The organism is Desulfobacter sp. (genome assembly GCF_050177295.1).
Window position 1 is genome coordinate 33,840 of the sequence record NZ_JBFXHE010000001.1, and the last position, 24,416, is coordinate 58,255.

Sequence of the window (24,416 nt, forward strand, 5' to 3'; positions counted from 1 at the left end):
AGTTCTTTTCTATATATGACACCGTTATGCGCCCCAAGCCAGAGACGTTCTTCCCTGGTCAGGAAAACCGCCTTATTGGTGGGGGGTGCCGCTGAAAGGCGCTTTGGGGCGCATACCGCCACCAGCCCAGGCAATACCATCGAAAATACCATTATGGCCAGTTCTAAACGCCAAATAGAGGATCTCCTTTTTTCGCAGTGCTTATTTCGCTGGTTTTGCGGATGAGAAGTCGATTTCATTGGGGTCATCCTTGTCTAATCATGAAAAATTAACCGGAGCGGTGTAAACAAACACTCCGGCACAGCAAAAGCCGTGCCGGAATTTAAAACTTTTTTAGTTTTTGTCGGTGATGCCCCTGTGGGCCATCAGGCGGATGGCGTTGACGCGGATGAAGCCTTCGGCATCTTCCTGGTTGTAGCCGCCGGTGATATCCATGGAGGACAGGTTCTGGTTGTACAGGGAAGATGGGGAGGTTCTGGAGATCGGATAGGCCACCCCTTTGAACAGTTTCAGGGTCACTTCGCCGTCAATAAGTTCCTGGCTTTTGTCCATTGCTGCCATGAGAAATTCCATTTCAGGGCTGAACCAGAAGCCGTAGTAAACCAGTTCCCCGAGCCTGGGTGCCAGCATATCCCGGAGACGCATGACCTCACGGTCCATGGCAATGCCTTCAATGTCCTTGTGTGCCTCGTGCAGAATGGCCCCGCCTGGCGTCTCGTAAACCCCCCTGGATTTGATGCCCACAAACCGGTTTTCCACCATGTCCAGACGGCCTATGCCGTTTTGCGCCCCCAGTTGGTTAAGATACAAAAATAATTCCAGGGCATCTGTTTTTTCGGTGCCGTCTTCCAGGTTTTTCACCTTGACCGGAATTCCGTTTTTGAATTCAATGGTGATGCGTGTGGGGGTATCCGGGGCCTTTTCCGGGGATACGGTGCGGGAATAGATGCTTTCATCGCATACTGCGCCGGGGTCTTCAAGAATCCCAGCTTCATGGGAAATGTGCAACAGGTTATCATCTTCGCTATACGGCTTGGCTGCGGTCTGCTTGGTGGGAATCTCGTGCTTTTCCGCATAGGCCAGAAGGTCGGAGCGGCCCTGGAATGCATTGAGAAAGTCCGGGTTTTTCCACGGTGCAATGACTTTTATGGCCGGATTCAGGGCATAGTAGGAGAGTTCAAACCGAACCTGGTCGTTTCCTTTGCCCGTGGCGCCGTGGGACACATACCGGGCCCCCACTTGCTTTGCGATGTCAATCTGCTTTTTGGCAATGATGGGACGGGCAATGGCTGTACCTAAAAGATAGCGGCCTTCGTAAACTGTATTTGATTTGAAAACGGGGAATATATAATCGGTGACAAATTCCTTTTTCATATCTTCGATGAACACTTTTGACGCACCGATTTTAAGGGCTTTTTGTTCTGCGGCCTGAAAATCTTCATCCTGGCCAATGTCAGCCATGTATGCAAATACTTCGTACCCCTGTTCCAGCAGCCATTTGAGAATGACCGAGGTATCCAGTCCGCCTGAATACGCCAGAACCACTTTTTCCTTTGCCATTAAAAACTCCTTCAATTCATTGGGTATTTGGCCGAAAATGTTATTTTACGGTCCTATGTTACTTCAAACACAAGGTATTAACGCAAAAAAACAGATAACAGTCAAGCACATAGGGCAATCGTCATGTAATTTATCGTTCGCCGTCTGATGCCAAATTTCAGATAGCTCATACGGATTATGAAGTATAATCCTCCCTATAAATAAACCTCAGAGGTGCTTCTTAATTCATAAGAAGAATTGGGTGATCTCGTATCAATTAATGGCAGCCTTATAAAGACGGGGCAAAATCAAAAAATCAAAATGCAAAACCCTAACCGGACATCACTGATGTAGCTGGCCTAAATGAACGGCAAAGAAAAAGATTACCTGTTCCAACCCTGATTTGACATGCCGGGAAAAAGACCACATACTCTTAAAATTAGAACTATATTAGAATCGGATAAGAAGCCAGCGAGGGGGTGCATGATAAATCGGAATCGAGCCATAATCAAATTGCATTATCGATGCAACAATCAATGCAAGTTTTGCCATTGTCATCAATACAAAAACAGACAGAATAAAATTGAGGATATATTTGACAAAATCGACCAGGCCCGTTACCTGGGTATTGATCAGATTATCCTGTCTGGGGGCGAACCCACGATTTACCCGGAACTTGGCAAGATCATGCAATATTTGAGGCATAAATCAATCGCTTCCGGTTTTATTACAAACGCCAGGATGTTTTCCTATGCCGGCTTTTTGAAAATGATTCGCAACGCCGGTTCAAATTATTTTTATGTGTCATTACATTCGCATAGCTCGGAAATTCACGATTACCTCACATCTACCAAAGGCGCGTTTGAACAGACGTTGGCAGGGATTCAAAATATAGTGCGTTATATTGAAAAACCCGAGATTATACTCAATTGCGTCATCACAAGTCAGAACGTTGATTATCTGAAGAATTTCCCGGAGTTTTCCGCAAAAAATCGAATCGATACAATCAAATTCTCCTATCCGGAACTGAAAGGTTTGATGAAATCGCATCATGGTGAAATAGATGCCGGATTAAAACATGCCGGGGAAAAGGTGAATGAAGCCATGGCGGCTGCTCAAAAAATCGGGGTTTCTTGCTACTATGACGGATTGCCGTATTGCCTCATCGACCCATCATATCGGTTCAAGTTCGACAATTTGGAAAGCAATCGTATCTATTATATGAGCGAGGTTTTTGAAAATGGATTTCATCGAACCGATGAAAGTGAAAGGGGAAAAAACGGTATCTGTTCTGGATGTTCCTATACTGAAGTTTGCGAAGGCCCTTATGCAGGGAGTGATACGGCGGACTTGAAACCCATCGTCGAACCAGTTCCGAATTATTTTGTATTTCGGGAAATTGCCGAAATCAGAGGGGCCGGTAAAAATTGTTTACTTGAATCGGTCTCCTCTTTCCCCTCCTATTTCAAACAGATCGTCATGCAAGGTTCCAATTCCTATCACTTGTTCGAGGCCGAGAGCAGTTTTTTCAAACCCCGGAATTTTTTATCTGCCATACATAAAGGGCATCTCTACCTGATGAACGGTGCGAATACATTTGATTCTTCCGGGGTATCCGGGGATAGCGGTTTTGAGTGCATGGTGAAGATGGAGAGGCTTGCCGGATGTAAAAATTGCGATAAGGCCTGTCCCGGGATCTATTCGGCCGGGACGGAGACTGTTTTTGATTTAGACGACATTCCTAAAAATTTGACGAATATCAGGGGTGATGTGCTGGATGTCGGATTCGGGGATATGGTTTTCGAAGATCTGTTTTTTCAGGTATTGAAAGGCAAAATCCGGTATACCGGTATTGAACCGGATAAACAAAAATTTGACAGGGCTGTATTAAAATATCCTGAAGCCTTTTTGATAAACCGGACCATTGAACGTTTCAAACCCGGAAATGTGAAGTTTGATTATATACTCCTTTTGGGAAGTTTTAACCACATAAAGGACCTGGATCGGGGATTGAGGGTCATGCAAAGGGTGTTGAAACCCCATGGTAAATTGATCGTCATCGAGAACGATATCTTTGGCATAGCCGGATCCGGTTTCCAAAATGCATGGCGCATGGATGGCCGGATGTATCAACATTACAGGAATTCAGATATGGAAGATGCTGAAATAATACTGGAAAAAGCCGGATTCATCAGTTGTTTCAAAAGCGATGGCAAGGAAAAAAGGAACAATTTCTGGTTGATTGAGGCTGAAAAAAATGCCCGGGTTCCGTTCTCATGATCCGACCAGGTAATAGAGTGTCAGTTTGCCGGTATGATGTATTGAAAAGGAGAGCCGGTTCTCCCGTATTTGAAAATTCGATCTTAAGTCTTCGTAAATGTTCAGGTCGAATTCATATCCCCGGGATTGAATAAAATTGCCAACGGTTTTCCAGGTAATGCCGTTTTTTTCCAGAGAAAGATCAATTTCCGAAACATTGGTCCCTTCAATCGCCCCTTTACCTTTGATTCTCCTGATTGAAACGACGTCGGTCAGTTGAGTGTAGCCCAGCGATTTAAGATAATTAAAAAAAGGGAGGGAAAAAAATCTCCCAGGTTGATGCGTCAGGTTAATTCTATTGTACAGGTAGTAAGTCTTAATCCGTGATATGCCCCCTTGACCGAAATCAATTCCGACCAGGTGAAGTCTTGAAAGTGACAGCCGTTCCTTTTCTCCCAAAACCGGTATCCCCAGTTGGTAAAGTATTTTTGCCTTTTGCGGAATGCTTTGGGGCGGAAACTGAAGGTATAATTTGAAACGAAAATTTTTTGAATCAATCACTTCCGTTCCGAACAGCAGCTGCTCAGCACCGTAAATCCAGGCTTTCCGGATTATTTTGTCAATCCAGTTTTTATATTGATTTCCCAACGGTGACACCAGCATTGCCAAATTATCATATACGGTTTCTTTGCGTTCCCGGAACAGCGGAAAACTGTACGAGAAACGGTAGATTGAGCACCTGCCTTCTGTCCACTGGATCGAGGGTTCAAAAATATTGGAAAATTTTTTATGGTCCGCCAGATAAATGTGAGCCAGGTTTTTCTCCATCACCGGCAGAACCGAAGAGCCAAGATGAGACTCGGCCTGGTTCAATCCGGCCATGCCTTTTCGAACGAGGGAGAACCAGTTTTGCATAATCCGGTCAGGCATATGCATGCATCACTCCAAAGCCATACGCCCGTCATCATTTCGGCGGAGCAGGGCCATCAGCGTTAAGCGCAACCGGCGCTTGAATCCGGATTCGGTTTTCGGGGGCGGCAGTTCCAAAAGGGTAACATTGAAGCCGGTGGTCTGTCCGTGCCGTTTTCGGGTGTCATCCCGTGGTTCCAGCATTAGTATATGCCGGCTGCCCCCCGGGCAGACCATTTGGAACCTCACCCTTCTTTTTTGCCTGCGGATCCCCTCCAGCCGCCAAAGTGAGGTCTCCGTAAGCAGGCCGCCGTCCGGTCCTTTAAAAAGCGTTAGCCACTCTTCATCAGTTGCGGTGAAGCTTTTTTCAGGTCCCGGGCGCCTCTTTTCTTCCGGCATTACGGGCTCAGGTTTCAGAATCCGGGTCTCCCATCCGAATTGGGATAAATACGGAAAGGAGAGGCCTTCACACTGGCCGTGCCAGCGGCAGGTCTTTTCATAGAAACAGGCGAATCCGGGGTAGCATTTCCAGAATCCGGGATCAATAACGGTTTGGGGCAGGTGATGGGTATGACGGTCCCGGTGATGTTCCAATAAACATTTCGGTATAAACGTCGAAGCGGTATTGATCCCTTGTGACGTCAGGATATTCATGGATGACAAGAGGCGTGGTTTGATAAGCGAAAGCCGGGCCATTAAAGCATTATGCGCCGGCGCAACCGCAACGAGATTGTAAAATTCCGCGCGCGCAGGGGCGAATTCTGCGATGAATTCTGCCGTCTTTTCCAGTTGACAAAGGTTGGTGGAAAAAACAACCGTACAGGTGATCAAAGTGCCTCCGCAGGCCAGAATATTTTCAATTCCCTTTATTTTGGCACTGAAGTTCTTGCCATTCCGGGTTATCTTTCGGTCAAGCGTTTGAGATGCCGCGTGGAGCGAAACATAAAATTCATCCACACCGGCGTTTATGATTTCCCGGGTAAATGCAGGATCGGCAAAACCGCAGGCATTGGTCTGTATCCGGATCTTTTGATACGACCGGCTGGCTGCGGCATATTCCACACGGCGTATGAAATCCGTATCCAGGGCGACTTCGCCGCCTGACAGAACCAGGCGGTTGAATTTTGGGCGGCACCTCTGGTCATCCACGTGTTTTTTGAAGGTCTCCATATCCATTGGCGGCACTTTGTTTCTCAACCCTTCCACAAAACAGATTGTGCACCGGTTTTCGCAATTATAAGTGACCGCAAGGGTCTGCGCCCCTTCCGGGGACAGGCCGGCTGTTCTACAAGGTGCCATAGATTCCTCTTTTTTTCCATTGTATACGGCCGTTGTTTCCGGTGAAGTCCAGTCCCACATCCCATCTCAAATGGGAAAGCCCGGGACCGTTTTCCAAGACAAAGTCACAAACAGGCCCTGGCCAATCATATTGTTTGAGAAACCACGCCAACTGGTTTAGTTTAATGCCGCTGAAATAGATACCGTCGGTAAACCTCTTGGCTGCCAGGCAGATTGTGCGGCAGGAGTAGAGCTGGGGAAGCAAAACATGCTGGATATCGACCCCGCAGACAGCCGAATGCATCATGCCGTTTGTCAGATGTCTCACCATTTCTTCCAGCCTGGGCTGTTCGGCTAACTCAAAAAAATGATAGGTGTTGACATGCTCGATTGATTTCAGCGTTACGTCATAGGAGAGACCGCTTCCGGTATAGATGTGCAACATATCTATTTCTCCTCTGCCCAAAACCGTATCGTCGACATCGACACTCACCATAACTGCCGGCGCCGGGACCGGGTAATCCGGGATAATACAGAATGATTTTGACAGAGCCTGTTTTATATCCGGCCAGGTTATCTGGGGCGGGATATCCCCCGGCCTGTCCGGCGGAGTGCTGGAGGCGGACAAGGAACGAAAATAAAAATAGAGTTCCATACTTACCTTTTTTCCATCCATTTTTATGCCCCAGACCGTTCGGTTTTCTCCAAGCTCACCACGGATCCCATTTATCAGGCGTCGCCACCTTTCCTTCTCATGGCTGTTATCCAGGAATAGATAGAGCAGATTGACATTGCGGAGCCAAGGGGTGGCAGAAGCGTCCCCGGAATGGTAAGGGCGCATCGTGTAGTCAAGCTGCACCTCGTTTTTATCACAATATTCAAGGGGAAATGCCCCCACGGGTTCCGCAGGACTGTTCCCGGCCGGATTACCGCCCAACGGTGTTTTGTGTTGTTTAGTTTCTGAATATTCCATAACTGGTTGCCTGTTCGCTATTTAAAATTTTATTAACGGATATGGGCCGCCCGGAAAAGCCCAGCCCAGGACAACATCATGGGCAAGGTGCTCACCGGCAACTCCTTGCCCGGTCTTCAGCCGGCCCGGGGAACGCCATCCTCCCCGCCGGATGGTCAGCTTATCCAGGTGTTGTTTTTCCTTGGCCAGCGCCTCCTGTGACCACCCCAGGCAATTTGTCACCTCAAAGGACAATGGATCAAAGGAAACCCGGAATTTGTCCGCACCCACATCCATGAGTGCGCCGGGCAATGCCAGGCATGAAAAAATCCGCAGATTGCATGGCAGTTCCAGCAATTCTTCCAATGTTCTCCTGAATGAAGCCGGATTGTCCCCTGGAAGTCCCAGTATTATTTCCACGGTAACCTGGGCGATTCCGTGGAGTTGCTCCACGATTTTGAGAAAATTTTTGTAGTTGAAGGGCCTGCCCATGCCCTGGAGCACCTCGGCGTTCAAGGATTGAACCCCGATTCCGATGACGGTTTTCACCTTTGAAAAAAAATCCAGGTGAAGGGAATCCAATAGTGAAGGATATATTTCACATATGAGATAGGAGTTGCGCAGAAATCCGGTCTCAGCTTCGGCACAGGCCAGACGCCTGAAAGCGGTCTTGTTAAGATTCAGCGCCGGGTCCAGGCAATACACCCCGGATGCGCCGGACGCCTGTATGGCCTGTAATTCACGTGTCAGGTATTCTGTTGAAAATTTCCTCATAGCGGTTTTTGACCCGCCGTCCTGGCAGTAGCCGCATGACATCGGACAACCGCGAAACGTTTCCAGGTAGGCGGTTGTCCCCCCGGGCGTAATACCGAGAGCATAGGGAGAGGCAAGGGAATCAAGGTCGGCAATGGGCGGGGCGTGCCGTGTCGGTGCAAATGTTTTTCCGTCCGATACCAGGAGCCCGGAAATCTTTTCAAGCTGGAGGTTGCCTTTTATTGTTGCGCGAACGATTTCCCTGAGCACATTCTCTCCCTCACCCGTCACCAGGGCGTCCACATCCCTTACGGCTGTTGTGTAGGGTGGAAGGGAAAGTACGGACGGCCGTGCGCAAGGTCCTCCCATTATTATCAGGCGCTTGTGCCGGTTGCGCCTGATCCGGGCCGCCAACTCCACGAACAATCCCACAGACCAGGTGGCGACCGAGAGGCCGACAATATCCGCATGGAACTCTTCGACCATGTCGATATATTCCAGGATGTTCCAACTCCTGCCGTCAAAAACCCTGCACTCCACCTCTTTTGCTTCAGGGTCCGTAATCAACGCTGCCTGGAGACGGTACACACCGGCACTGTTCAATTGAAAATCTTTGGCACCGTGCCACGGGTTGACACTGAGCAGGGCGACACGCCGGGTCATTTTCTTCTCCATATCAGTCTGGTCCGGCTGATTCCTGTGCCAAAGCACAGCACCGTGTCTTCCAGGCACTGGCCCGTGCGGGCCTGGTGATATCTGCTGATGCTGACAATGCCCAGGGATGACAGCAGGTCAAGTCCGTGGCTTGAAACGTGTTCGGGCGTATATATGCACACGGGAATCCCGTTGTCCGCCAGGTTCCTTATCCCGGACAGTGTCTGGCCATAACTTCCCGGGACTTTGGTGTGTGCGTCAAACCGCTTTTCATCAAATGAAAAAAAAGGAACTTTGACGGCCCTTATCCTGAATTTGCTTACTTTTGCCGCCAGACCCGGATAGTAGAAGATTCTGGCATTGGTGTGCAGGACCGCTTCGCAGCGTTGGGTGGCGGCGGTCAAAAGATCGAATATATCCTGCCTTAAAAACGGCTCCCCCCCGAACAGATGAACCGCTCCGTACCCGTTGTCCAGTTTTTCAAGTTGATCTATTATTGCCTCCCCTGTCCGCTGTGCCGGGGCCAGACAGCATCCGTCGCAATTGTTGTTGCATTTGGATTGCAGGTCGATTCGGTTGTTGCTGGCGATCCTGGTGCAGGGATTGCCAGCGTTGATTGTGCCCATCCATTTTTCCATATAACCGATATCCCGTGAAGGACAGTACAATCCGGGTTTCCTAAGCAGTGGATGATCCATCATCCGTGAAAAAATCTCGGTGATGGATTCTCGTTTGACATCGCCGAAAACCAGTGGGAGGTAGGGGCAGGGCATCACCAGGCCGGATGCGGTGACATGGCAGAACATTTGTTTTGCAGGGCATTTGACGGGCCTGCCTTTGAGCACGGCATCCAAGGGAAAGGCCTGGGATTCAACATAGGTCCGGTGCCTGTATTGGGCATCCACATGGCTGAGCAGGAACAGCTCATCCTCATTTGAACAAAAGATTTTATTGTTATCCGTGCAATTGCCCACATAACTGGGGAATAAAATCCGCACCGAGGCAGCCCCTTTATCCAGGCAAAAACGTATATACCGGTTAATTTCACCGTCCAGGAAATATTCCCGGTCCCTTGGAACAATAGAGGTATGGGCTTGGATATTTAAATGGCGGCAAAGCGTCAATACCTTTACTGCGTGTTGAAAACATTTCTGCCCCCGGTTCCTGTCGTGATACTTGGCGTTGTAGTCGTCCAGACTGATGTAAATCCTGAAAACCCCGGCATTTTTCAGCCGTATCAAGTAGTCCCGGTCAAGTTCCAGGCCGTTGGTTTCCACCAGCATCTCAAGACCGAATCGCCTGCCAATCGTTATGATTTCAGGAAGATCTTTGCGCAAGGTGGGTTCACCGCCGAACAGATCCACGCTGCTGAACCCCGATGTTTTGAAGTCACGGAACATCTCCTCGATTTCCCCTAGGTCTGGTTCGGCATGGCCCAAGGCCCTGTTCAGGTGTTTAACGCCGCAGTGTGAGCAGTTGCATTGGCACCGGTTTGTAAGCGTGAGTTGGACGACCCTGCGATGATGGTCCCCGGCAACGGCACGCTCCGGTTCCGGTTCTGCAATCTCACTGTATCTTGAATCAACAATGATTCCGTTCCGGTCATTTTGTTCGATCATGGTTTTTATCCGCTGCAATCGCTGGATTTGATCCTTTTGGGGGACCTTGGGTGCGATACGCGCCGCAACTGTACGGGAATTTTCCGAGTAGGAGATAAACATGGTTTCATCAAAACCGGCAGATGCATCAAGGGACAATTCAAAATCAGCATTTGACTCGGTGGGGAAATTGAACAGGATATGGGTGTAAAGCCAGGTGCCCGGAGAGATCTGCCTGATTTGATCCACAGCGTTCAACACACCGGCCGCATCATACCCCCGGTTCATCAAACCAAGAATTCTCGGGCAAGCCGATTGCAGCGGAATATTAATATAGCTGATCCGGCCAGACGCCAGTATCGGCAGGAAGCGCGGCAATAATGACATTAAATCGCCGGGAAAAATCGAACTTATTTTGAATGACGGCAACGGGTATTCCAGGAGCAGAACCTGCAGCAAATCGACAATGTCCACACCGATATCGCGGCCGTAACTGCCGCAATCATCTGCCAAAAGCACGATTTGTCCTGCGCCCGCCTCCACCAATGGGCGGATGTCGGTGGTGACCTGGCTGATGCTGCGGCTTGTCACATCTGCTTTGGATCGTTTGATATTGCAATAACTGCAGGCATGCCGGCATCCCTGACTGATCATTACGCAGGGATCATTGTTGGTTATAGCCGATTGGTAGGGTTTGAAATACGTCTGGGGCAATTCCCCGGGTGACACCGTTTCAATGGGGTGCTCGTGGGTGAAATGGTGATTGAGTTTATAAAGTTCCTTTGATCCGACAAGTAAAAGCCTGTCGCTTGGGCGATATTTTGATGTGGTTTTTGCAAGGCACCCCAGGATGATCACCTTTTCTGCGTTTGATTGTTTCAACGCCTTTTCGATAAGGTAATTTGAATCTTTGATTTTAGACTCGGTTACGCAGCAGGTATTGACGATCACCGTATTGCAATCGGCCATGGCGTCACACAGGACATGACCGTTCAACGCCAGGAAAGCGGCCACCTGGTTCAGGATATAGGCGCTGGGTTCGCAGCGCTTTACACCGTCTGATATAAACACATTAGCTTTCAAAAATCCTCCGGGTGGTTTTGTTGTTCATATGGGATGAATTTCGCTGTCACCGAATACCTCCAGGTAATTTTCCCGGATCCCGAAACAATTATCAGCGTACCGGCAGCCGGAGCAGCGTTTGGTTTTCACACCCAGGTCTATCCGGCCTTGTTCAAGGAAAAAAGATTTTTCCGGTGTGACGACAAATGCGTTTTCATCTGCCGGATGCCAGACATAAGCCACATGATCCGGAAAAAAACAGAAGGGAATATAATAGGACAACAGTGAAAGGTCGCCATATTTATTGAAAATCCGAATAAGCGCTTCAGACGCTTCGGACATTCTCGGAACACAACGGGACAGATGGGGTTTTATATGTTCCTCAATGGAAATAAACCAAAAATTAAACGTATCGGCTCCCATTGCGGACAGCGTGGAGACCATGTCGTCCAATCGGGTCACGGCGGTCTTGGTCAGTAATATATCCAGGGCCAGGCCGATGTCTCGGCCGAGGATATTCTGAATGGCGCGTTGAATCAATGCCAGCGAGCCCTTAACGCCGGTCAGGCCGGCCAGGGAAACCTCATCATAAGCCGGGAGCGATATATTGATTTTGTCCGCCCCTGCCAGGATCAGATGGTCAAGGTATCTTGGGTCGGCAAGGCGCAGTCCGTTGGTCTGGACCGTGATATGGGGCGCCCCGTTCCGTTTCAGCCATCCCATGATCTTGAACAGATCCTTTCGGATTGTGGGCTCCCCGCCACCGATCCTGGCCTTTTCCGGGCAATAAACAGCAACGGCGGATTCCAGCTTCCGGATGATCTCCCGGGTTGTCGGATTACTCGATCTCAGTTTTTCGGGAAGTGCGCAAAATACGCAATTTCGGTTGCACGCATAGCCGGGTATGATGTCAAGAAGCGCCACGCGTTCACGCCCCCTGCCATCGCCGTAATTCCAGAATCCGTTACACAGAATCTTATATTCACATTCAACACATTGTTTTGTAATGATACGTTTCTCTTTTAAAAAATCGGATAAATTGACGATACTGCCGTCCACAAACAACATTTTTCGGTCTGCCTTGCCATGATCGCCGATCATATGACCGAACAGATCCGGTGCCTGGCAATAAAGAAAGTTAATCATGTTGATTTTCATTGAGCCATTGTATGTTGCGATCAGGTCACGGATGATGGCGAGCGCATCGTCCGGCGGGACCAGGAACCGGTCCACGTTTCCGAAAGGGGTGTACCATTGAATATTGAAAACCTTGATGCCTATCTTTCGAACCATTTCAGCGATGCCGGGCAGGCTGTGGTAGTTGTGCCGGGTTACCGTGGTGTTGATTCCCACTCTTGATACGGTTTTTACAGCATTTGTAATTCCCCGCACGGTTTGCTGGAAACTGCCGGGACTATTTGTTTCCCGGTCATGGATATTTTTATCCGGGCCATGGACGGATATCAACACGCCAACGTTCGGGTAGTCCGAGAGCCTTTGCGCCAATCCTTTGTAGGCAAGCATTCTTCCGTTCGTGGTGACGGTAACGGCAGCGTAATTTCGTGCGGTATCAAGTAAATCAAAGAGCCTTTCATATAAAAAAGGTTCTCCGCCGTCGATGTCGAGCCGCCGGATGCCTTGCTTGTACGCATCAAGAATCAAATCTTTCTGCCGGGAAAAGTCACCGTCTGTTCTCTGCCTGTCGGCAACGGCGCAAAAGCGGCACCGGTTGTTGCAGCGATAGGAGACATTGATGATTATCTTTTCCGTTCTTCTGGCGTTCACCTTGGCATCAAAGCAGCAGTGGGCGGTTTGGAGCCATGGGTCCCGGGAATGCCCGGGTGAAAAAGAAGGGTAAATGTTCTCTCTTTTATTTTGACTGATGAACAGATCGTCTCTTGACCGGTACTGTTGGATCCGCGGTATAAAAGGATTCTGGCGATATAGCCGCCATATTTCCATCAAAGAGCGGTTTACAGCCTCCCGGTTCTGACCTGGAAGCCCTATAATGAAATGGAGGTGCGCAGGCAGCCCCAGCGCCGTTATCATTTCGATCTTTTCAAGGGCGGTTTGCCTGTCAAAGGGTTTTTTAAGACGCGTAAGTTCCGGATCCAAGAGGCTTTCCGGGGACAGGGAAACAATTTGTGTGGTGTGTTTTAAAAGGCAGACGGTATCCGTGTCAAGATGACCAAGCCCCAATCCGTTGACAAAGTGGAGACCGATCTTTTTGTCTGCGCAACCGGACAAAATAGCCTTGAAACGGTCCTTGTCAAAATTGGCATAGGGATCGGTGACAAAAATCCGGTCATATCCCAGATTTTTCAAATAGTCTAAATCATCAAGCACTGTCCGGGCAGGTAAGCCGGTCCATTGTTCCGGGCGTTTTTTGCAAAATAGGCATTGATAGGGGCATCCGAATGAAGATTGATATGGGAAAATCCGGGCACCGGGCCTGTTATCTTTGATCGTCCCGGTTTTGCGTGCTTTTTCCAACCAATCACCGTATATGCCCGCCATTTGAATCGGGAAGCGGGGAACCCCCAACGCCCCTGCCGGCAGGTATCTGATGACAACCTTGCGGATAAACCGGCAGGCCTGCTTCAAGCGCTCCTGATGAAATCCAAGGTAGTGTGTGGTCGAATCGTACAGATCCAGCAGGGTGATTTCAATCCCCCGACTGCCCAATAAATCGATCAGCTCGAAAAGATCGCGGTTGTACAATCCTTCGGCCCGGTGGAATGACGTATAGATGATCATCGCGGTCCCTGCGCCGTGGGCATCAACCTTTTGGATAAGTTTTTTATTGGCTGCCCCGAACCGGACTCTCCCCTCTTTTTTCAGTATGTCTCCATCTGCAAATGCATCCACGAAGTTAAGATTTCCCATCCCTGGGGAGAGCTGTTTGTATGCACATGCGGCCGCATAAAAATTGAACGCCGGGTTGTCGATGTAGTGTGCCGGCAACTCAACGGCTGGATTGATCAATACTTGTTTTTTTTCCGATTCTTTCATATGGCTTCCCGGATCGGTTTTGGATTCAGGATTGCATCCATAATCCTTTTGCGGTTCATGAATACCGGGAAAAGATCGTCAAATGGGAAATACGCGTCCCCGCCATATAATCCGGCGCAGACCGGGTTCAGTTCGCAAACCTGGCATGGCGGACCTTTTTCATAGAAAAAATTATCCTGGCTGTAATCTCCCCGGTTATCCAAGAATGATATGGCCCTTTTTTCATTCTTGATTATTTTCCGTGTTTCCGTGCTGAATTCGGCGAATTCGGCCATGTAACACAGTGGGACGCGTTCAATGCGAAACGTCCTGTTGTTCCGCTTCAGAAAAAGCGCTGCCTTGAACAGAGAAACTTCGAAATCCTGGAGCTGGGCTATAACGTGCCTGTTTTGTTCCACCCGGTTCATAAACGGGTCCAGGTTGTTCCAGACAAAGTGCCTGATAAAGGGGAAATTGTGGATCAGCCATTTCACCGTAAGGTGCAGGTGGCCTGCATTGTAGCTGTTGATCACCGTATTGATGTTTATGGAAATACCGGTCCGGCCGCAATTTTCCAATGCATTTGTCAAATTCTCAAGGGACCCGGGATTTCCGGTGAGTTCCGACTGGACATCATCCTTAAAGGAGTGCAGGGACAGATGAATGTGATCTAGGCCGGCCCTGGCAAGGGTATTGAGATACCCCTTGTCAGCCAGGTTCTGTCCGTTGGATATTATCCGTGAGGGAATGCCGTTTTGGCGGCAGTGGGCGATCAGTTCCGGCAGTCCGTCATAGACGGTGGGTTCTCCACCCGTGAGTATAACCCCGTCATAGTTTAGATCCCGGAATTTTAATATGGTGTTTTTGGCATCTTCCATAGATCGGACTTCATTGTTGTCCGGGTTGGAACAGAAGATACAATTTTGGTTACACTTCCTGGTAATTTGCAGGTAGGCGATACCAGCCATATAATTTTATCCTTTCACGGTTTGGGGGCGCGGGTTCTCTTTTAACCTCCCGAAACCAAAAATCCGAATAAAGTTGATATGCATTCCCCGGCAATTCTTTTCATGGATGCATTCCGAACATCTGTCGCCTTTGATGAAATAGTCTCGATGAATATACTCTTCTACAAGCCCCCCAAGATCCATCCGGCCTTTGTCCAGGTATAGTTCCGGGCTGATCACATTCCTTGACCGGAAAAAGCCGCCATTGGCCAGGCAGGGCGTGCAGTCTTGTACCGGAATGGATTGAAACAGGCAAAGAAATTCCAAAATCCCCTCATACTCGTCCCGCGCCGTTGAGAGTTTTTCGAAAACCGGGAAGCGGAAGCTGATTGTGGCGGCAAACCGTTGAACCAAATCATAATGTGCCATGATCATTTGCCGGGTATCGCGGTTTAAAAGAAAAACTGTTTTGATACCGCTTTGGATTATTTCGGGAAGGTTTTGTGATGAACCGGTAATTTCAACGGCGCAACGGCCGTCATTAAAGATTTTCGACCACTGCAGCCCGGATGGCTTCCAGTCGGTCATAGTGAAAAGAATCCGTTGAAACCTTGATGCTTTCCTTTTTTGCATAAGGTATTTGTCCAGGTTTTCCCGGCTTAAAACCGTTTCCAGGCTGTATGGAGACACGTCTGCCAGGTATGTAAACAGCTTTTCTGTTATCTTTGGGGTGCATATCGTATCTATTCCGGCGGCATTGTACCGTTTTTTTTCATACCACAGGTATTTGTTGCAGAAAGGGCGCATAAAGCATGTTTCACATCGTTCCGATCTGCAGTGCAGTTTTCCGGTATGCCGGTATCCTTCAAATAGATCTGCCCGGCCGTTGATCTCATCGTATAATTTATGCGGGTCCTGGATTAACGCCTCGTGCCCTTCCAGCAGCCCGGGCGGAAATCGGTTGGTCCATATATAAAACCCCGGTTTTTTTGAATACCTGAATGCTTTTTTTAAATACGGCGCAGCTTGTTGCCGGTCGAAAAACAATTTTTCCCTGTTTTTGAACGCAGCGCCGAACGGGATCACATGAAGCAGGTCGAATTCGAAAATATTAAGCCTGGAAAAAAGCCGGATGATGTCTTCAACATGCCGATAATTCATCCTGTTGACCACGATGTCGATATTCACGATGCATTTCCCGGTTTTCAACAGCTGGACAATGCCCTTATACGTCTGCCCAAAAGCCCCTGCCACACCCGAGAGCCGGTCATGCAGCCCGGGGTGGTGCCCATGAACCGATATTGTGGCCTCTGTCAAACCGGCCGCCACTGCGCGCCGTGTAAAGTCCGGATAGCTGAACATACGTCCGTTGGAAACGACCTGGATTTTTGGAAATCCCCGTTTCCGGGCGCTTTGGACGATCTCAATGAATTCCGGATGAATGGTCGCCTCCCCGCCGCTGATGACCAGGCGGGTGAAACCGCCATTCACCGCTTTTTGAATCCGTGATTCAATCCCGTCCATGGACTCAAAAGCGGTTTTCCGGACAGAGTCCGCATCAAGGCAGAAGATGCAGTTGTTGTTGCAGCAATTTGAAATCTTTAACCAGTATCTTCTGTCGTAGACAGCCGACTCTTTTGTCTGCTCATCCATCAATGTTAAAACGCACCGGACAAAACGGGCTGAAACTCGTCCCACCCATAAAATTCTATGTATTGTTTATAAATGCCGTTACAGCGGTCGTCAAAGATACATGCCCTGCAATTTTTTCCCTTGATTTTCAGCTCGCGGTTATCGGCAAAAATCCTGGTGTTCGAGCCGGGCCTGCCTTCACCTGTTTTGCCGGGTGCACCGGAGTCATGACCGGATGCATTTTCAATGATCCTTGTCTCACCATATCCGATCGTATCCTTGAGCATTGTGGCTGTACAAAGGGGCAGATCAATGATGCAGAACCATTTTTTCCGGAGTCGGTTTTGTTTTCCTATAAAAAAGTCTTTGCGTTTATGGAAATACGCGCCGGCCACTTTTGCCACATCACTGTACCGTGGGAGCAGCCGTTTGGATATTTTTTTTTTCCGGCCCTGCAAGGGCTGCATAACGTTGACAATGATTTCATCCGGGCCAGCCGGCATTAAAAATTCAATAAGGTCTTCTAAATATGGAAGGTTCTGCCGGTTGAGCGTCACTGCGGCCAGAAAATTAAATTTATAGGACCGCTTGAGTCTGCTCAGGTTGGCGATGCCGCCGGCGGTTTGTTCAAAACTGCCTTTGGAGCGGGTCAGGGCGTCATGTACACCCGGCTCCGGGCCGTGAATGGAAATAATAATTTCATTCGCACCGCTTTTCAAAAGATCCAGGGGATAGCCCGGATAAGAAAGCATCCTTCCGTTGGTTGTTACCCCGATTTTTGTAAATCCGTTGTCACGCGCCGTTTTTATGAACGCTGGCAGTTCCGGATTAAGGGTGGGTTCACCCGAGGTAAAGTTCAGACGGCTCAACCTGCCCCTGTAACTGCGTATAATCCCTTTAATGTTTTCAGGCGCATATGCAGACGGGTCCGGGTTATCCCTGAAACCGTCATTGCAAAACAGGCAATGGTTGTTGCATACCGGGCTTGTCATAATGTGCAGACATTTCGAATCCATAATTTTTCCATCATCAGGCTGGGTTGAGAACAGGCCGGAATTCAAAAAAACCGTATCTTTCGGAATACTCCTTCCATGGGCCTTCACAGACTGCATTGAATCTGCAGACTGTGCAATGCTCCCCTTTCAGTTTGCCCTCCTTGACCCGGTAGTCGGTATAGTCATCAATTACCCCCACATCATATATTTTTGTTTTGGGAATGATCCTCTCTGCAACATAAGGATAATATCCGGACATCATGCAATAGGGGATCGCTTCGGTCATAACGGATTTACCTGCCAGGATGCCAAGAGAGAGGCCTTTTTTCACATAAGGCTCAATCAAGGTGTACCTGGGCACAATACGCGAAAAATTTTTTCCGGCTGTCCCGAGTGCGTGGACAAAGGCAAATTGGTATTGATCCACCTGGAGGCGGATGGCCAAAGCGGCTATGGAGGGTAAATTTCTGAAATTCGAACGGTTGACGACAATGTTCAGGCCAACCCGTTGCCCACGCTTTTTCAAATTTTTGATTCCCTTGACAGTCTGGTAAAATGCCCCCTTGCTTTGGGTCAAATAATCGTGGAGCGCTGGCGTGTGGCCGTGGAGGGCCACAGAAAAATCATTTGCACCGGCCCGGATGGTTTTATCGCAGAAATCATTAATGGCGAACATCCTGCCGTTGGTTTGGATCTGAATGTGCCTGAATCCCAGTTCCCCGGCTTTGTTCACCAGTTGCAAAAAGTCGGGTTTGATTGTCACCTCTCCACCGGTCAGTACCACGGAATGGGCCTCTGACCGCGCCTTTTCCAGGGTTTGAATGATGTCTGGGGTAGGGATATCCCCGATTTGCGTCCGCTTATTTCCCTGGACGCAGAAAAGACATCGGTTGTTGCATAAAAAACCGCACTTCACATCTACTTTTTCAATCATAATTTTCCTGGAGGTGTCCGGTTCGATAGGGTTACCCATGAGGAAAAAATATCGAATTTCTCTTCCAGGCGTTCAAATATGTAATCCTGGATTCCTGACATAATCTGACATCTCTCGTTAAACGGCCGCCCAAAGATGTTGCCGTGCACCACATAGTTGTAGACCGGGCAGACACCGCAATAGGGGTGGTATACACAGTCGTGGCATCCGGGAAGCCCTTCCAGGCAACTGGCAATGCTGAGGCATCGAACCACACCGTTTGTAACGACCTCCGGGTAGGAAGAAGAGCTGACATTTCCCAGGCAAAACACATCGTCTCCGGATGCATCGACCATTCTGCCCTCGTCACAGGTGAAAATGCGCCCATCGTAATTGTAAGCCAGTTGTCCGATACCGGCACCGCAGGGCGAGCGTATATCCATGAATCCGGGATCCGTTCGTGTCAGGATTTTCTGTAAAAAAATTAAGGCTGTTTTTTCAAGGAAAACGGTTCCTGATTCATTCAGCTCCAGGATATAATCAAGGCATCGGCGATAGAATTTTAGGAACTCCTTTGCCGGGTATTGCGAGCCGTTCATGTGACCTTCACTGAAACCGAAGGGATTTACCGGACGCAGATGAATGGTTTGAAAACCAAGTTCCACGTACAGATCAACCAATGATTTGTGGTCGCTTAAAATATCTTTGGATATCGTGGGTAACGCGTTTAACCGGCCGTAGGTTTTGCCTTCCCGATCCTTTTTGTCCAGTTCCGCTGAAATCCGGCGGATCTGATCCACCGTTTTTCTGTAACTGTTTCCTGACGTCAACACACGATGTTTATTGTGAATCTCTTCCGGTCCATCCAGGGATGTACAGATGGCAACATCATTTTCCAGCAAAAAAGAGAGCGTTTGGTCGTCCATCAAACTTAAGTTGGTAACAATGCTGAAAATGATATTTTTATCTGTATTCCTTGATTGGGTATACTCAATAACATGACGGACCGTATCAAAATTGACCAGGGGTTCGCCGCCCTGAAATTCAATGCACAAATCCTGCGCACCGGAACTCAGAATGAAATCGACTGTTTCCTCGGCGGTTTTTGGATCCATATCAAAATTCTTGATTTCCATGCCCTTGCGGCCGGCCTGGCAATATGAGCAGGTATGGTTGCATCGCAGGGTCACCACCAGGATATGCAACCCCGGCCCCCTGTGTAAAAAATCATGCTTTGTCCTGTATTCCTTGATGAAACCGTCAATCTCGCCATCTTCGAAGAGAAAACCTTTGTCGAGCAGTCTTGCCCGCAAGGGTCCGGATAAACGGGTGGGATCACTTCTCAATACGGCAAACTCATCTCCGTTCAAAAACAAATGGCTTCCCACATCATTTGTCAGAAGATACCTGTCGGAATGGATCTGTTTGAACCGGAAATAGTTTAATTCATCGTTCATTGGATTTCTCATATTGCTCTTGATTCGCATCTTTTGCTTTTGTTCCGTTTTGGTATTTTTCCTCCCAGGGGACTGCGATGCCCAGGGGATCATCCATATAGTCGTCAAAATCCTCGTCAGTATCTGAAAAATCGGTTTCAAGGTCCAGGGCTTCCAGGGGATCTTCGCCGGGGAACCCGTCCGCGCCGAACAGGGCGCGGGCGACCACGATTTCCTTGACGGTTTTCGATTTTTCCATCAACATTTCCCGGAAAGACTCATTCAGCAGTTCATTGCGGAACTCGGCTTCCGGGTCATCATGCTTTCCCATGGAATTATCCGTCCGCTCCCGGAGGGTAACAATCCACTTGCCGTTTCCATTGTCATCCAAATCCGTGTAATAAGATTTAGTGAATGCGTGGCACGTCCGGATCATAACGCTTTTGGAATGTATGTGTTGATTGACTTCAAATGTAATTTTTTTCATGCGGCCATATTCCGATTTATGATTTTGTGTCTGTACCAGCCGAATATTTTCTTTATCCCCAATGCTTCCGGCTACCAACTGCCGTGGGAGCCATGTGATCCGTGGGAGCCATGGGAACCGTGGGAGCCATGTGATCCGTGGGAGCCATGTGACCCGTGGGATGCATGGGACCCGTGGGACCCGTGGGTATCGGACGCTGCCCCGTCGTTCTTGGCGACACAATTGGAAACCGTAAGGGAATCCGGAGGCAAGTGCAATTTTGCTTCCAGTTCGGACAGATATGCCTGGCTGTGGTCCGGCTTTGTTTTGTCAAAAATTTCAAGCTCGATTGGGTTCAAAAAAACATGCAACCTCGTTTCATCGGATTCTTTCCGTACAGTGGTTTCCATAAAGAGCTTCTCCTTTTTTTTGAATATCGGTTTACTTACGCTTCAGTGAATTTCCAGGTCTGGATGGATTGCGTGGTGTCGTCCTCCACCAGGTAATTCCAGTTCAGGACTCCCGGTTCGCCCAGATACACCGCGTTTTGTTGCAATACACGCTGTTGCTCCATCCCCAACTCAACGTCCAGGTTTACGATGCGCAAACTATGATTGTCCACCTTGATGATCCGATAGTTTGTACCGGTGTCTCTTCCGGTATTGGTCATGACCGGTGCATAGGACGCCGAATTCGTGACATCAGCCCTGTACCCTGAATAATTCGGGCTGCTGTTGGACATTAAAATCCACCCGAATCCGTTTTTGGAAAATGACCATTTTTGACTGGCGTCAGACGCATCAAATGTTTCCACCACCAGAGATCCGTTATTACCCACTGCCAGTGCGGTTGGTTCGTAAGGATGGTCCAGGCGCACATGGTAAAGCGTACCGTCCTCCCGGATCGTGGTGCCTTCATAAAAGATTTCACCTGTCAATCCACTGGCAGCTTCACCCATCCCGTCTTTCAGGTCCTTGAACTTATCGGCTACGGTTTTCCAATCAGCCACAGCCGTTTCAATTTCAACCCTGCTCATAAATCCGCCAAATCCCTTTTCCGCATCCTCCATAGCCTTGATGGCCTGGGTCATATCATCCACGATATTCCCCCACCCCAGGGTTATCTGGAGGGCAGCGTCGGACACGGCGGTGGGATCGGGATTGATATCGTGAAAAACGAAATTTGTGGAATACGTGTGGCGCGCAGGACTCGTGTCGGCTGTTTTATTAACATTTGCAAACGTTGCCGATTCCGTCTTGAACGTCTCTGTTTGCTTTTGTATGCCCGTGGCATCCGAAGCCAGGTTCTTCAATGTATCGACATCTCCTCCGCCGTCCAGTACTGTTTGGAGGAACCCGTTTAATCTAGTTGCAAAGGTATTTGTTTCGGAAACCACCTCACAGGCCAGGGGCCAAGTACTGTTATTCCATGTTCGACACACATTCAGCAGTTCGTCAAGCATGGGGATCGAGGCAAATTGCTGGTAATAGAGACCGCCAAGGGGGCTTGGGGCCAGCAATATGCCCACGCGTTCATTGATGAGAATCCAATCCTCAATGGGAACCGTCAAAAGAGCCGAAATCTGGGTCGTATCAAGTTTTGCCATTCTTTTATCTCCGGCAATCAGGCCGTTGGTGTCCGGGCGTCAGTTTTGGGCCAATATACTCCGCTTAATTTCATTTCAATTTTAGACACTGTCATGCTTTCTCCATCTTCCGATTCGGGCTGGATAAGTTTCAAATGCCAGATGGAGAACGGAGAAGGTTTCATATAGTATGCCTTCACCTCTTCAGAAGGCTGCCATTTAGTGGTGTAAGCCCCCCCTGAGACATATTCTGCATCCAGTTCAAATGGCTGCTCACATGTAAATGTATATCGCTGCCCATTTGACGATTCAAGGTTCATCACTCCGGAGGGGCCAATCTTCATCTGTACGATTGTGCCATGGGGCGGCTCCGGATATACATAAAATTCCACGGATTCCAGAAACAAGGCTTTACTGTGGCTGGCTGTCACTTTGGACACAAATGCCGTGTCATCAATGGAAATATTCCAGGTATATTTGTTCGAGTCCAGTTCGGCAGCCTGTTCTCCGTCTACATCCAGCGGCCACGACACCTCTTTGAAGTCCTGAAGGGGGCGGGATGGATTGAGCAACTGGCCAATCTCGACATCGACGCCGTGCAGTGCACTGGACAGCGCCAGATAATTCATGTCCAGGGAAATGGTGGTCGGACAGGGCGTTAAATAAAAATACCTGTAGGCAGCCTGGTAGTTAATCAGCGCCACAAACAGGGACCGTTTGATATCCATGAAACGCTCTTGGACAAAAGCCTTCTGGACTTCGATACGTTTTTCCTTCTCCTTGGTATTTTGGGACAGTTTTTCCCAAACGGACAGGTTGTTCTGGACAGCCACCAGCCGGCCGGCCGTGTCTGCAAGTTGATAAGAAAGGTGCATCAAGGAGACGGCTTTATTCATGATGGCTTCCCCATACAGGCATTGGGACTTCAGCGCTGCCTTATATTCCTTTGCCGCAGATTCAATGCCCGATGGCATGGAGCCGTCCAATACCGCATCCACCTTTAGGCTGAAAAGTTCCCATGAAAGCCCGGGATCTCCTCCTAATGAGGCCGATTCTATGGACGTTTCAAGTGCTGCAGCATCCGAGAAGGAGACTGTCCCCCCCTTATATGTCACCGACTTCCAAACGTCATAGGCGCTTTTGCCGACGCCTGCCATACCGGTCAGGGAGATTTTTAACCCCTCTGCCTGGTCTTTTAATTCATCCATGGAGGGATCGGTGAATTTATCTACCGCTTCTATGTAGCTTGTGAAGCTTTCCAAAGCGTCGCCGGCCCCCCCTGCGTAATCCTCGGCAGCGAATTCAGCCACTGCTTTTCCGGCGCTTACAGCCGATTTGACAAGATCGAAGGCCGCGTTGAACATATCTTTGATCTTCTGCTCTTGAATGGCTTTGTCTAATGTTTCCCGGGCCGTTTGAACCACACCTGACTGGACCTGGTAAAGCCCGATCAGCTTCAGGTAACTGTCATAGAGCAGGGAATAACTTGCGGTATAGGAATCCAGCTCACTGCGGAGCGGCTCCTCGTTGTTATAGGTGGTCTGGGTCAACGCGTCTGCAAATTCTTCAAGGGTTTTTTCGACCTCTTCGGTCTTTTGGAGATTGTCAATGACGTCCTGGAAATCCTTGGCCAGATCCAGCAACGATTCCAGGCGATGGGCATAATAGGTATCGGACAGAACCGGTACGGTCGTAATGCCCGCATCCGCAGCTTTGGCATAGACCAAGAGGGCATTGGCCTGCTGTACCAAGGCGTTGATTGGCGCTCCGATATTTTTTCCCGGATCCGGGTTTCCTTTGGCCCCGTTTAAAATTGCAGCGCAGCAGTCAGAAACCCATTGCAACATGGCCACTGAGTCGGCAGCATAATCGGGGCTGTAAATAAGCTGGGCCCCGGCTGAAAAACTGGCACGCAATGCGTTTTTTGCCGTCCAGGATTTAAGGTTATCGGAAAGGTCTTTTGCATCGGCAATTTTGCTGTTTAATTTCCCGCCTTTTGTCCAGGTGAATATGGTTGTCTTTGCCCCGGACAAAGCAATGGTTTCTGTTTTATCCTTTGGAAAGCCGACTTGAAGGCTGCCGAGCACACCTTGGGTACAGATCTCAAGGCCGGTGATCTCCTCGCTTGAATCAATGGTGACGGTGGCGGTCCCTTTTTTGCGGACCAGAATGTTCCGCGCCGCAATTTGAACTGCGGTGGAAACCGGCAGTATTTCATCTTCATCAATGATCAGGGTATCTGCGCAAAGTATCAGGTATAAAGATTGATTCTGGCGCAGCCATGAGGCGACCTCGGACAAATTAGGCGCAAGGGCGCATACATATGTTGTTTTTTCATCAATTTCGGTACATGAATACATGTCACATGTTTTTGCCAAGGTTGTGAAATTAAGTTGTGGGCTCATTTGGGGCCTCCCGGATTTTAAATTCATAGTATAGGACTTTTC

17 protein-coding genes are annotated in these 24,416 nt (G+C 48.9%); 1 reads left to right on the forward strand and 16 read right to left on the reverse strand.

The genetic code is table 11. The features are described 5' to 3' along the window. Window positions 1-333 precede the first annotated feature (333 nt). Window positions 334-1,560, reverse strand: coding sequence for an argininosuccinate synthase (locus AB7U36_RS00170; RefSeq protein ID WP_428157776.1), 1,227 nt, complete (start codon window positions 1,558-1,560; stop codon window positions 334-336). A gap of 492 nt (window positions 1,561-2,052) precedes the next feature. Here AB7U36_RS00170 and AB7U36_RS00175 point away from each other — a divergent pair, with 492 nt between their 5' ends. Further along, window positions 2,053-3,819: a radical SAM protein gene (locus AB7U36_RS00175; protein ID WP_428157777.1), complete on the forward strand. Its 1,767-nt coding sequence runs from the start codon at window positions 2,053-2,055 to the stop codon at window positions 3,817-3,819. Here the strand turns inward: AB7U36_RS00175 and AB7U36_RS00180 are convergent. The 15 genes from AB7U36_RS00180 to AB7U36_RS00250 all read right to left on the reverse strand — a co-directional run bounded on the left by AB7U36_RS00180 (window position 3,814) and on the right by AB7U36_RS00250 (window position 24,329). After that, entirely contained in the window at window positions 3,814-4,734 is a 921-nt protein-coding gene (locus AB7U36_RS00180; RefSeq protein WP_428157778.1) for a hypothetical protein, read from the reverse strand. The two genes, AB7U36_RS00175 and AB7U36_RS00180, sit on opposite strands and share 6 nt — an antisense overlap. A 3-nt stretch (window positions 4,735-4,737) precedes the next feature. Next, window positions 4,738-6,006: a radical SAM protein gene (locus tag AB7U36_RS00185; RefSeq protein WP_428157779.1), complete on the reverse strand. Its 1,269-nt coding sequence runs from the start codon at window positions 6,004-6,006 to the stop codon at window positions 4,738-4,740. After that, entirely contained in the window at window positions 5,993-6,958 is a 966-nt protein-coding gene (locus AB7U36_RS00190; protein ID WP_428157780.1) for a hypothetical protein, read from the reverse strand. Before AB7U36_RS00190 ends, AB7U36_RS00185 begins: the two co-directional genes overlap by 14 nt. A 21-nt stretch (window positions 6,959-6,979) precedes the next feature. Further along, window positions 6,980-8,365, reverse strand: a complete 1,386-nt coding sequence (locus tag AB7U36_RS00195) for a B12-binding domain-containing radical SAM protein (RefSeq protein ID WP_428157781.1) — start codon at window positions 8,363-8,365, stop codon at window positions 6,980-6,982. Continuing rightward, window positions 8,350-11,025, reverse strand: a complete 2,676-nt coding sequence (locus AB7U36_RS00200; protein ID WP_428157782.1) for a radical SAM protein — start codon at window positions 11,023-11,025, stop codon at window positions 8,350-8,352. The genes AB7U36_RS00195 and AB7U36_RS00200 overlap by 16 nt, the downstream gene beginning before the upstream one ends. Before the next feature lie 24 nt (window positions 11,026-11,049). After that, a complete protein-coding gene (locus tag AB7U36_RS00205) occupies window positions 11,050-14,016 on the reverse strand; it encodes a radical SAM protein (protein WP_428157783.1) in 2,967 nt (988 codons plus the stop codon). Further along, window positions 14,013-14,963, reverse strand: a complete 951-nt coding sequence (locus tag AB7U36_RS00210) for a radical SAM protein (protein ID WP_428157784.1) — start codon at window positions 14,961-14,963, stop codon at window positions 14,013-14,015. Before AB7U36_RS00210 ends, AB7U36_RS00205 begins: the two co-directional genes overlap by 4 nt. A gap of 6 nt (window positions 14,964-14,969) precedes the next feature. Beyond that, entirely contained in the window at window positions 14,970-16,640 is a 1,671-nt protein-coding gene (locus tag AB7U36_RS00215) for a radical SAM protein (RefSeq protein WP_428157785.1), read from the reverse strand. Next, on the reverse strand, window positions 16,601-17,590 hold the full coding sequence (locus AB7U36_RS00220) for a radical SAM protein (protein WP_428157786.1): 990 nt from the start codon (window positions 17,588-17,590) through the stop codon (window positions 16,601-16,603). Before AB7U36_RS00220 ends, AB7U36_RS00215 begins: the two co-directional genes overlap by 40 nt. A gap of 13 nt (window positions 17,591-17,603) precedes the next feature. Next, window positions 17,604-18,503 (reverse strand): radical SAM protein, encoded by a 900-nt coding sequence (locus AB7U36_RS00225; RefSeq protein WP_428157787.1) that lies wholly within the window; start codon window positions 18,501-18,503, stop codon window positions 17,604-17,606. Beyond that, window positions 18,500-19,951 (reverse strand): His-Xaa-Ser system radical SAM maturase HxsB, encoded by a 1,452-nt coding sequence (gene hxsB / locus AB7U36_RS00230; RefSeq protein ID WP_428157788.1) that lies wholly within the window; start codon window positions 19,949-19,951, stop codon window positions 18,500-18,502. The genes AB7U36_RS00225 and hxsB overlap by 4 nt, the downstream gene beginning before the upstream one ends. Beyond that, entirely contained in the window at window positions 19,929-20,405 is a 477-nt protein-coding gene (locus AB7U36_RS00235; RefSeq protein WP_428157789.1) for a hypothetical protein, read from the reverse strand. Before AB7U36_RS00235 ends, hxsB begins: the two co-directional genes overlap by 23 nt. 71 nt (window positions 20,406-20,476) lie before the next feature. Next, window positions 20,477-20,794, reverse strand: a complete 318-nt coding sequence (hxsA4, locus tag AB7U36_RS00240; RefSeq protein ID WP_428157790.1) for a His-Xaa-Ser repeat protein HxsA4 — start codon at window positions 20,792-20,794, stop codon at window positions 20,477-20,479. 35 nt (window positions 20,795-20,829) lie between these two features. Then, window positions 20,830-21,990 carry a hypothetical protein gene (locus AB7U36_RS00245; protein WP_428157791.1) on the reverse strand — a complete coding sequence of 387 codons (1,161 nt, stop codon included), beginning with the start codon at window positions 21,988-21,990 and terminating at the stop codon, window positions 20,830-20,832. 17 nt (window positions 21,991-22,007) lie between these two features. Then, window positions 22,008-24,329, reverse strand: coding sequence for a hypothetical protein (locus AB7U36_RS00250; protein ID WP_428157792.1), 2,322 nt, complete (start codon window positions 24,327-24,329; stop codon window positions 22,008-22,010). Window positions 24,330-24,416: the final 87 nt, after the last annotated feature.

Excerpts from the sequence above, each read along its gene's own strand:
- AB7U36_RS00170 (WP_428157776.1), bottom strand. The coding sequence starts at position 1,560 with ATGGCAAAGGAAAAAGTGGTTCTGGCGTATTCAGGCGGACTGGATACC.
- AB7U36_RS00180 (WP_428157778.1), bottom strand. The coding sequence starts at position 4,734 with ATGCATATGCCTGACCGGATTATGCAAAACTGGTTCTCCCTCGTTCGA.
- AB7U36_RS00185 (WP_428157779.1), bottom strand. The coding sequence starts at position 6,006 with ATGGCACCTTGTAGAACAGCCGGCCTGTCCCCGGAAGGGGCGCAGACC.
- AB7U36_RS00190 (WP_428157780.1), bottom strand. The coding sequence starts at position 6,958 with ATGGAATATTCAGAAACTAAACAACACAAAACACCGTTGGGCGGTAAT.
- AB7U36_RS00195 (WP_428157781.1), bottom strand. The coding sequence starts at position 8,365 with ATGGAGAAGAAAATGACCCGGCGTGTCGCCCTGCTCAGTGTCAACCCG.
- AB7U36_RS00205 (WP_428157783.1), bottom strand. The coding sequence starts at position 14,016 with ATGAAAGAATCGGAAAAAAAACAAGTATTGATCAATCCAGCCGTTGAG.
- AB7U36_RS00210 (WP_428157784.1), bottom strand. The coding sequence starts at position 14,963 with ATGGCTGGTATCGCCTACCTGCAAATTACCAGGAAGTGTAACCAAAAT.
- AB7U36_RS00220 (WP_428157786.1), bottom strand. The coding sequence starts at position 17,590 with ATGGATTCGAAATGTCTGCACATTATGACAAGCCCGGTATGCAACAAC.
- AB7U36_RS00225 (WP_428157787.1), bottom strand. The coding sequence starts at position 18,503 with ATGATTGAAAAAGTAGATGTGAAGTGCGGTTTTTTATGCAACAACCGA.
- hxsB (WP_428157788.1), bottom strand. The coding sequence starts at position 19,951 with ATGAGAAATCCAATGAACGATGAATTAAACTATTTCCGGTTCAAACAG.
- AB7U36_RS00235 (WP_428157789.1), bottom strand. The coding sequence starts at position 20,405 with ATGAAAAAAATTACATTTGAAGTCAATCAACACATACATTCCAAAAGC.
- hxsA4 (WP_428157790.1), bottom strand. The coding sequence starts at position 20,794 with ATGGAAACCACTGTACGGAAAGAATCCGATGAAACGAGGTTGCATGTT.
- AB7U36_RS00245 (WP_428157791.1), bottom strand. The coding sequence starts at position 21,990 with ATGGCAAAACTTGATACGACCCAGATTTCGGCTCTTTTGACGGTTCCC.
- AB7U36_RS00250 (WP_428157792.1), bottom strand. The coding sequence starts at position 24,329 with ATGTATTCATGTACCGAAATTGATGAAAAAACAACATATGTATGCGCC.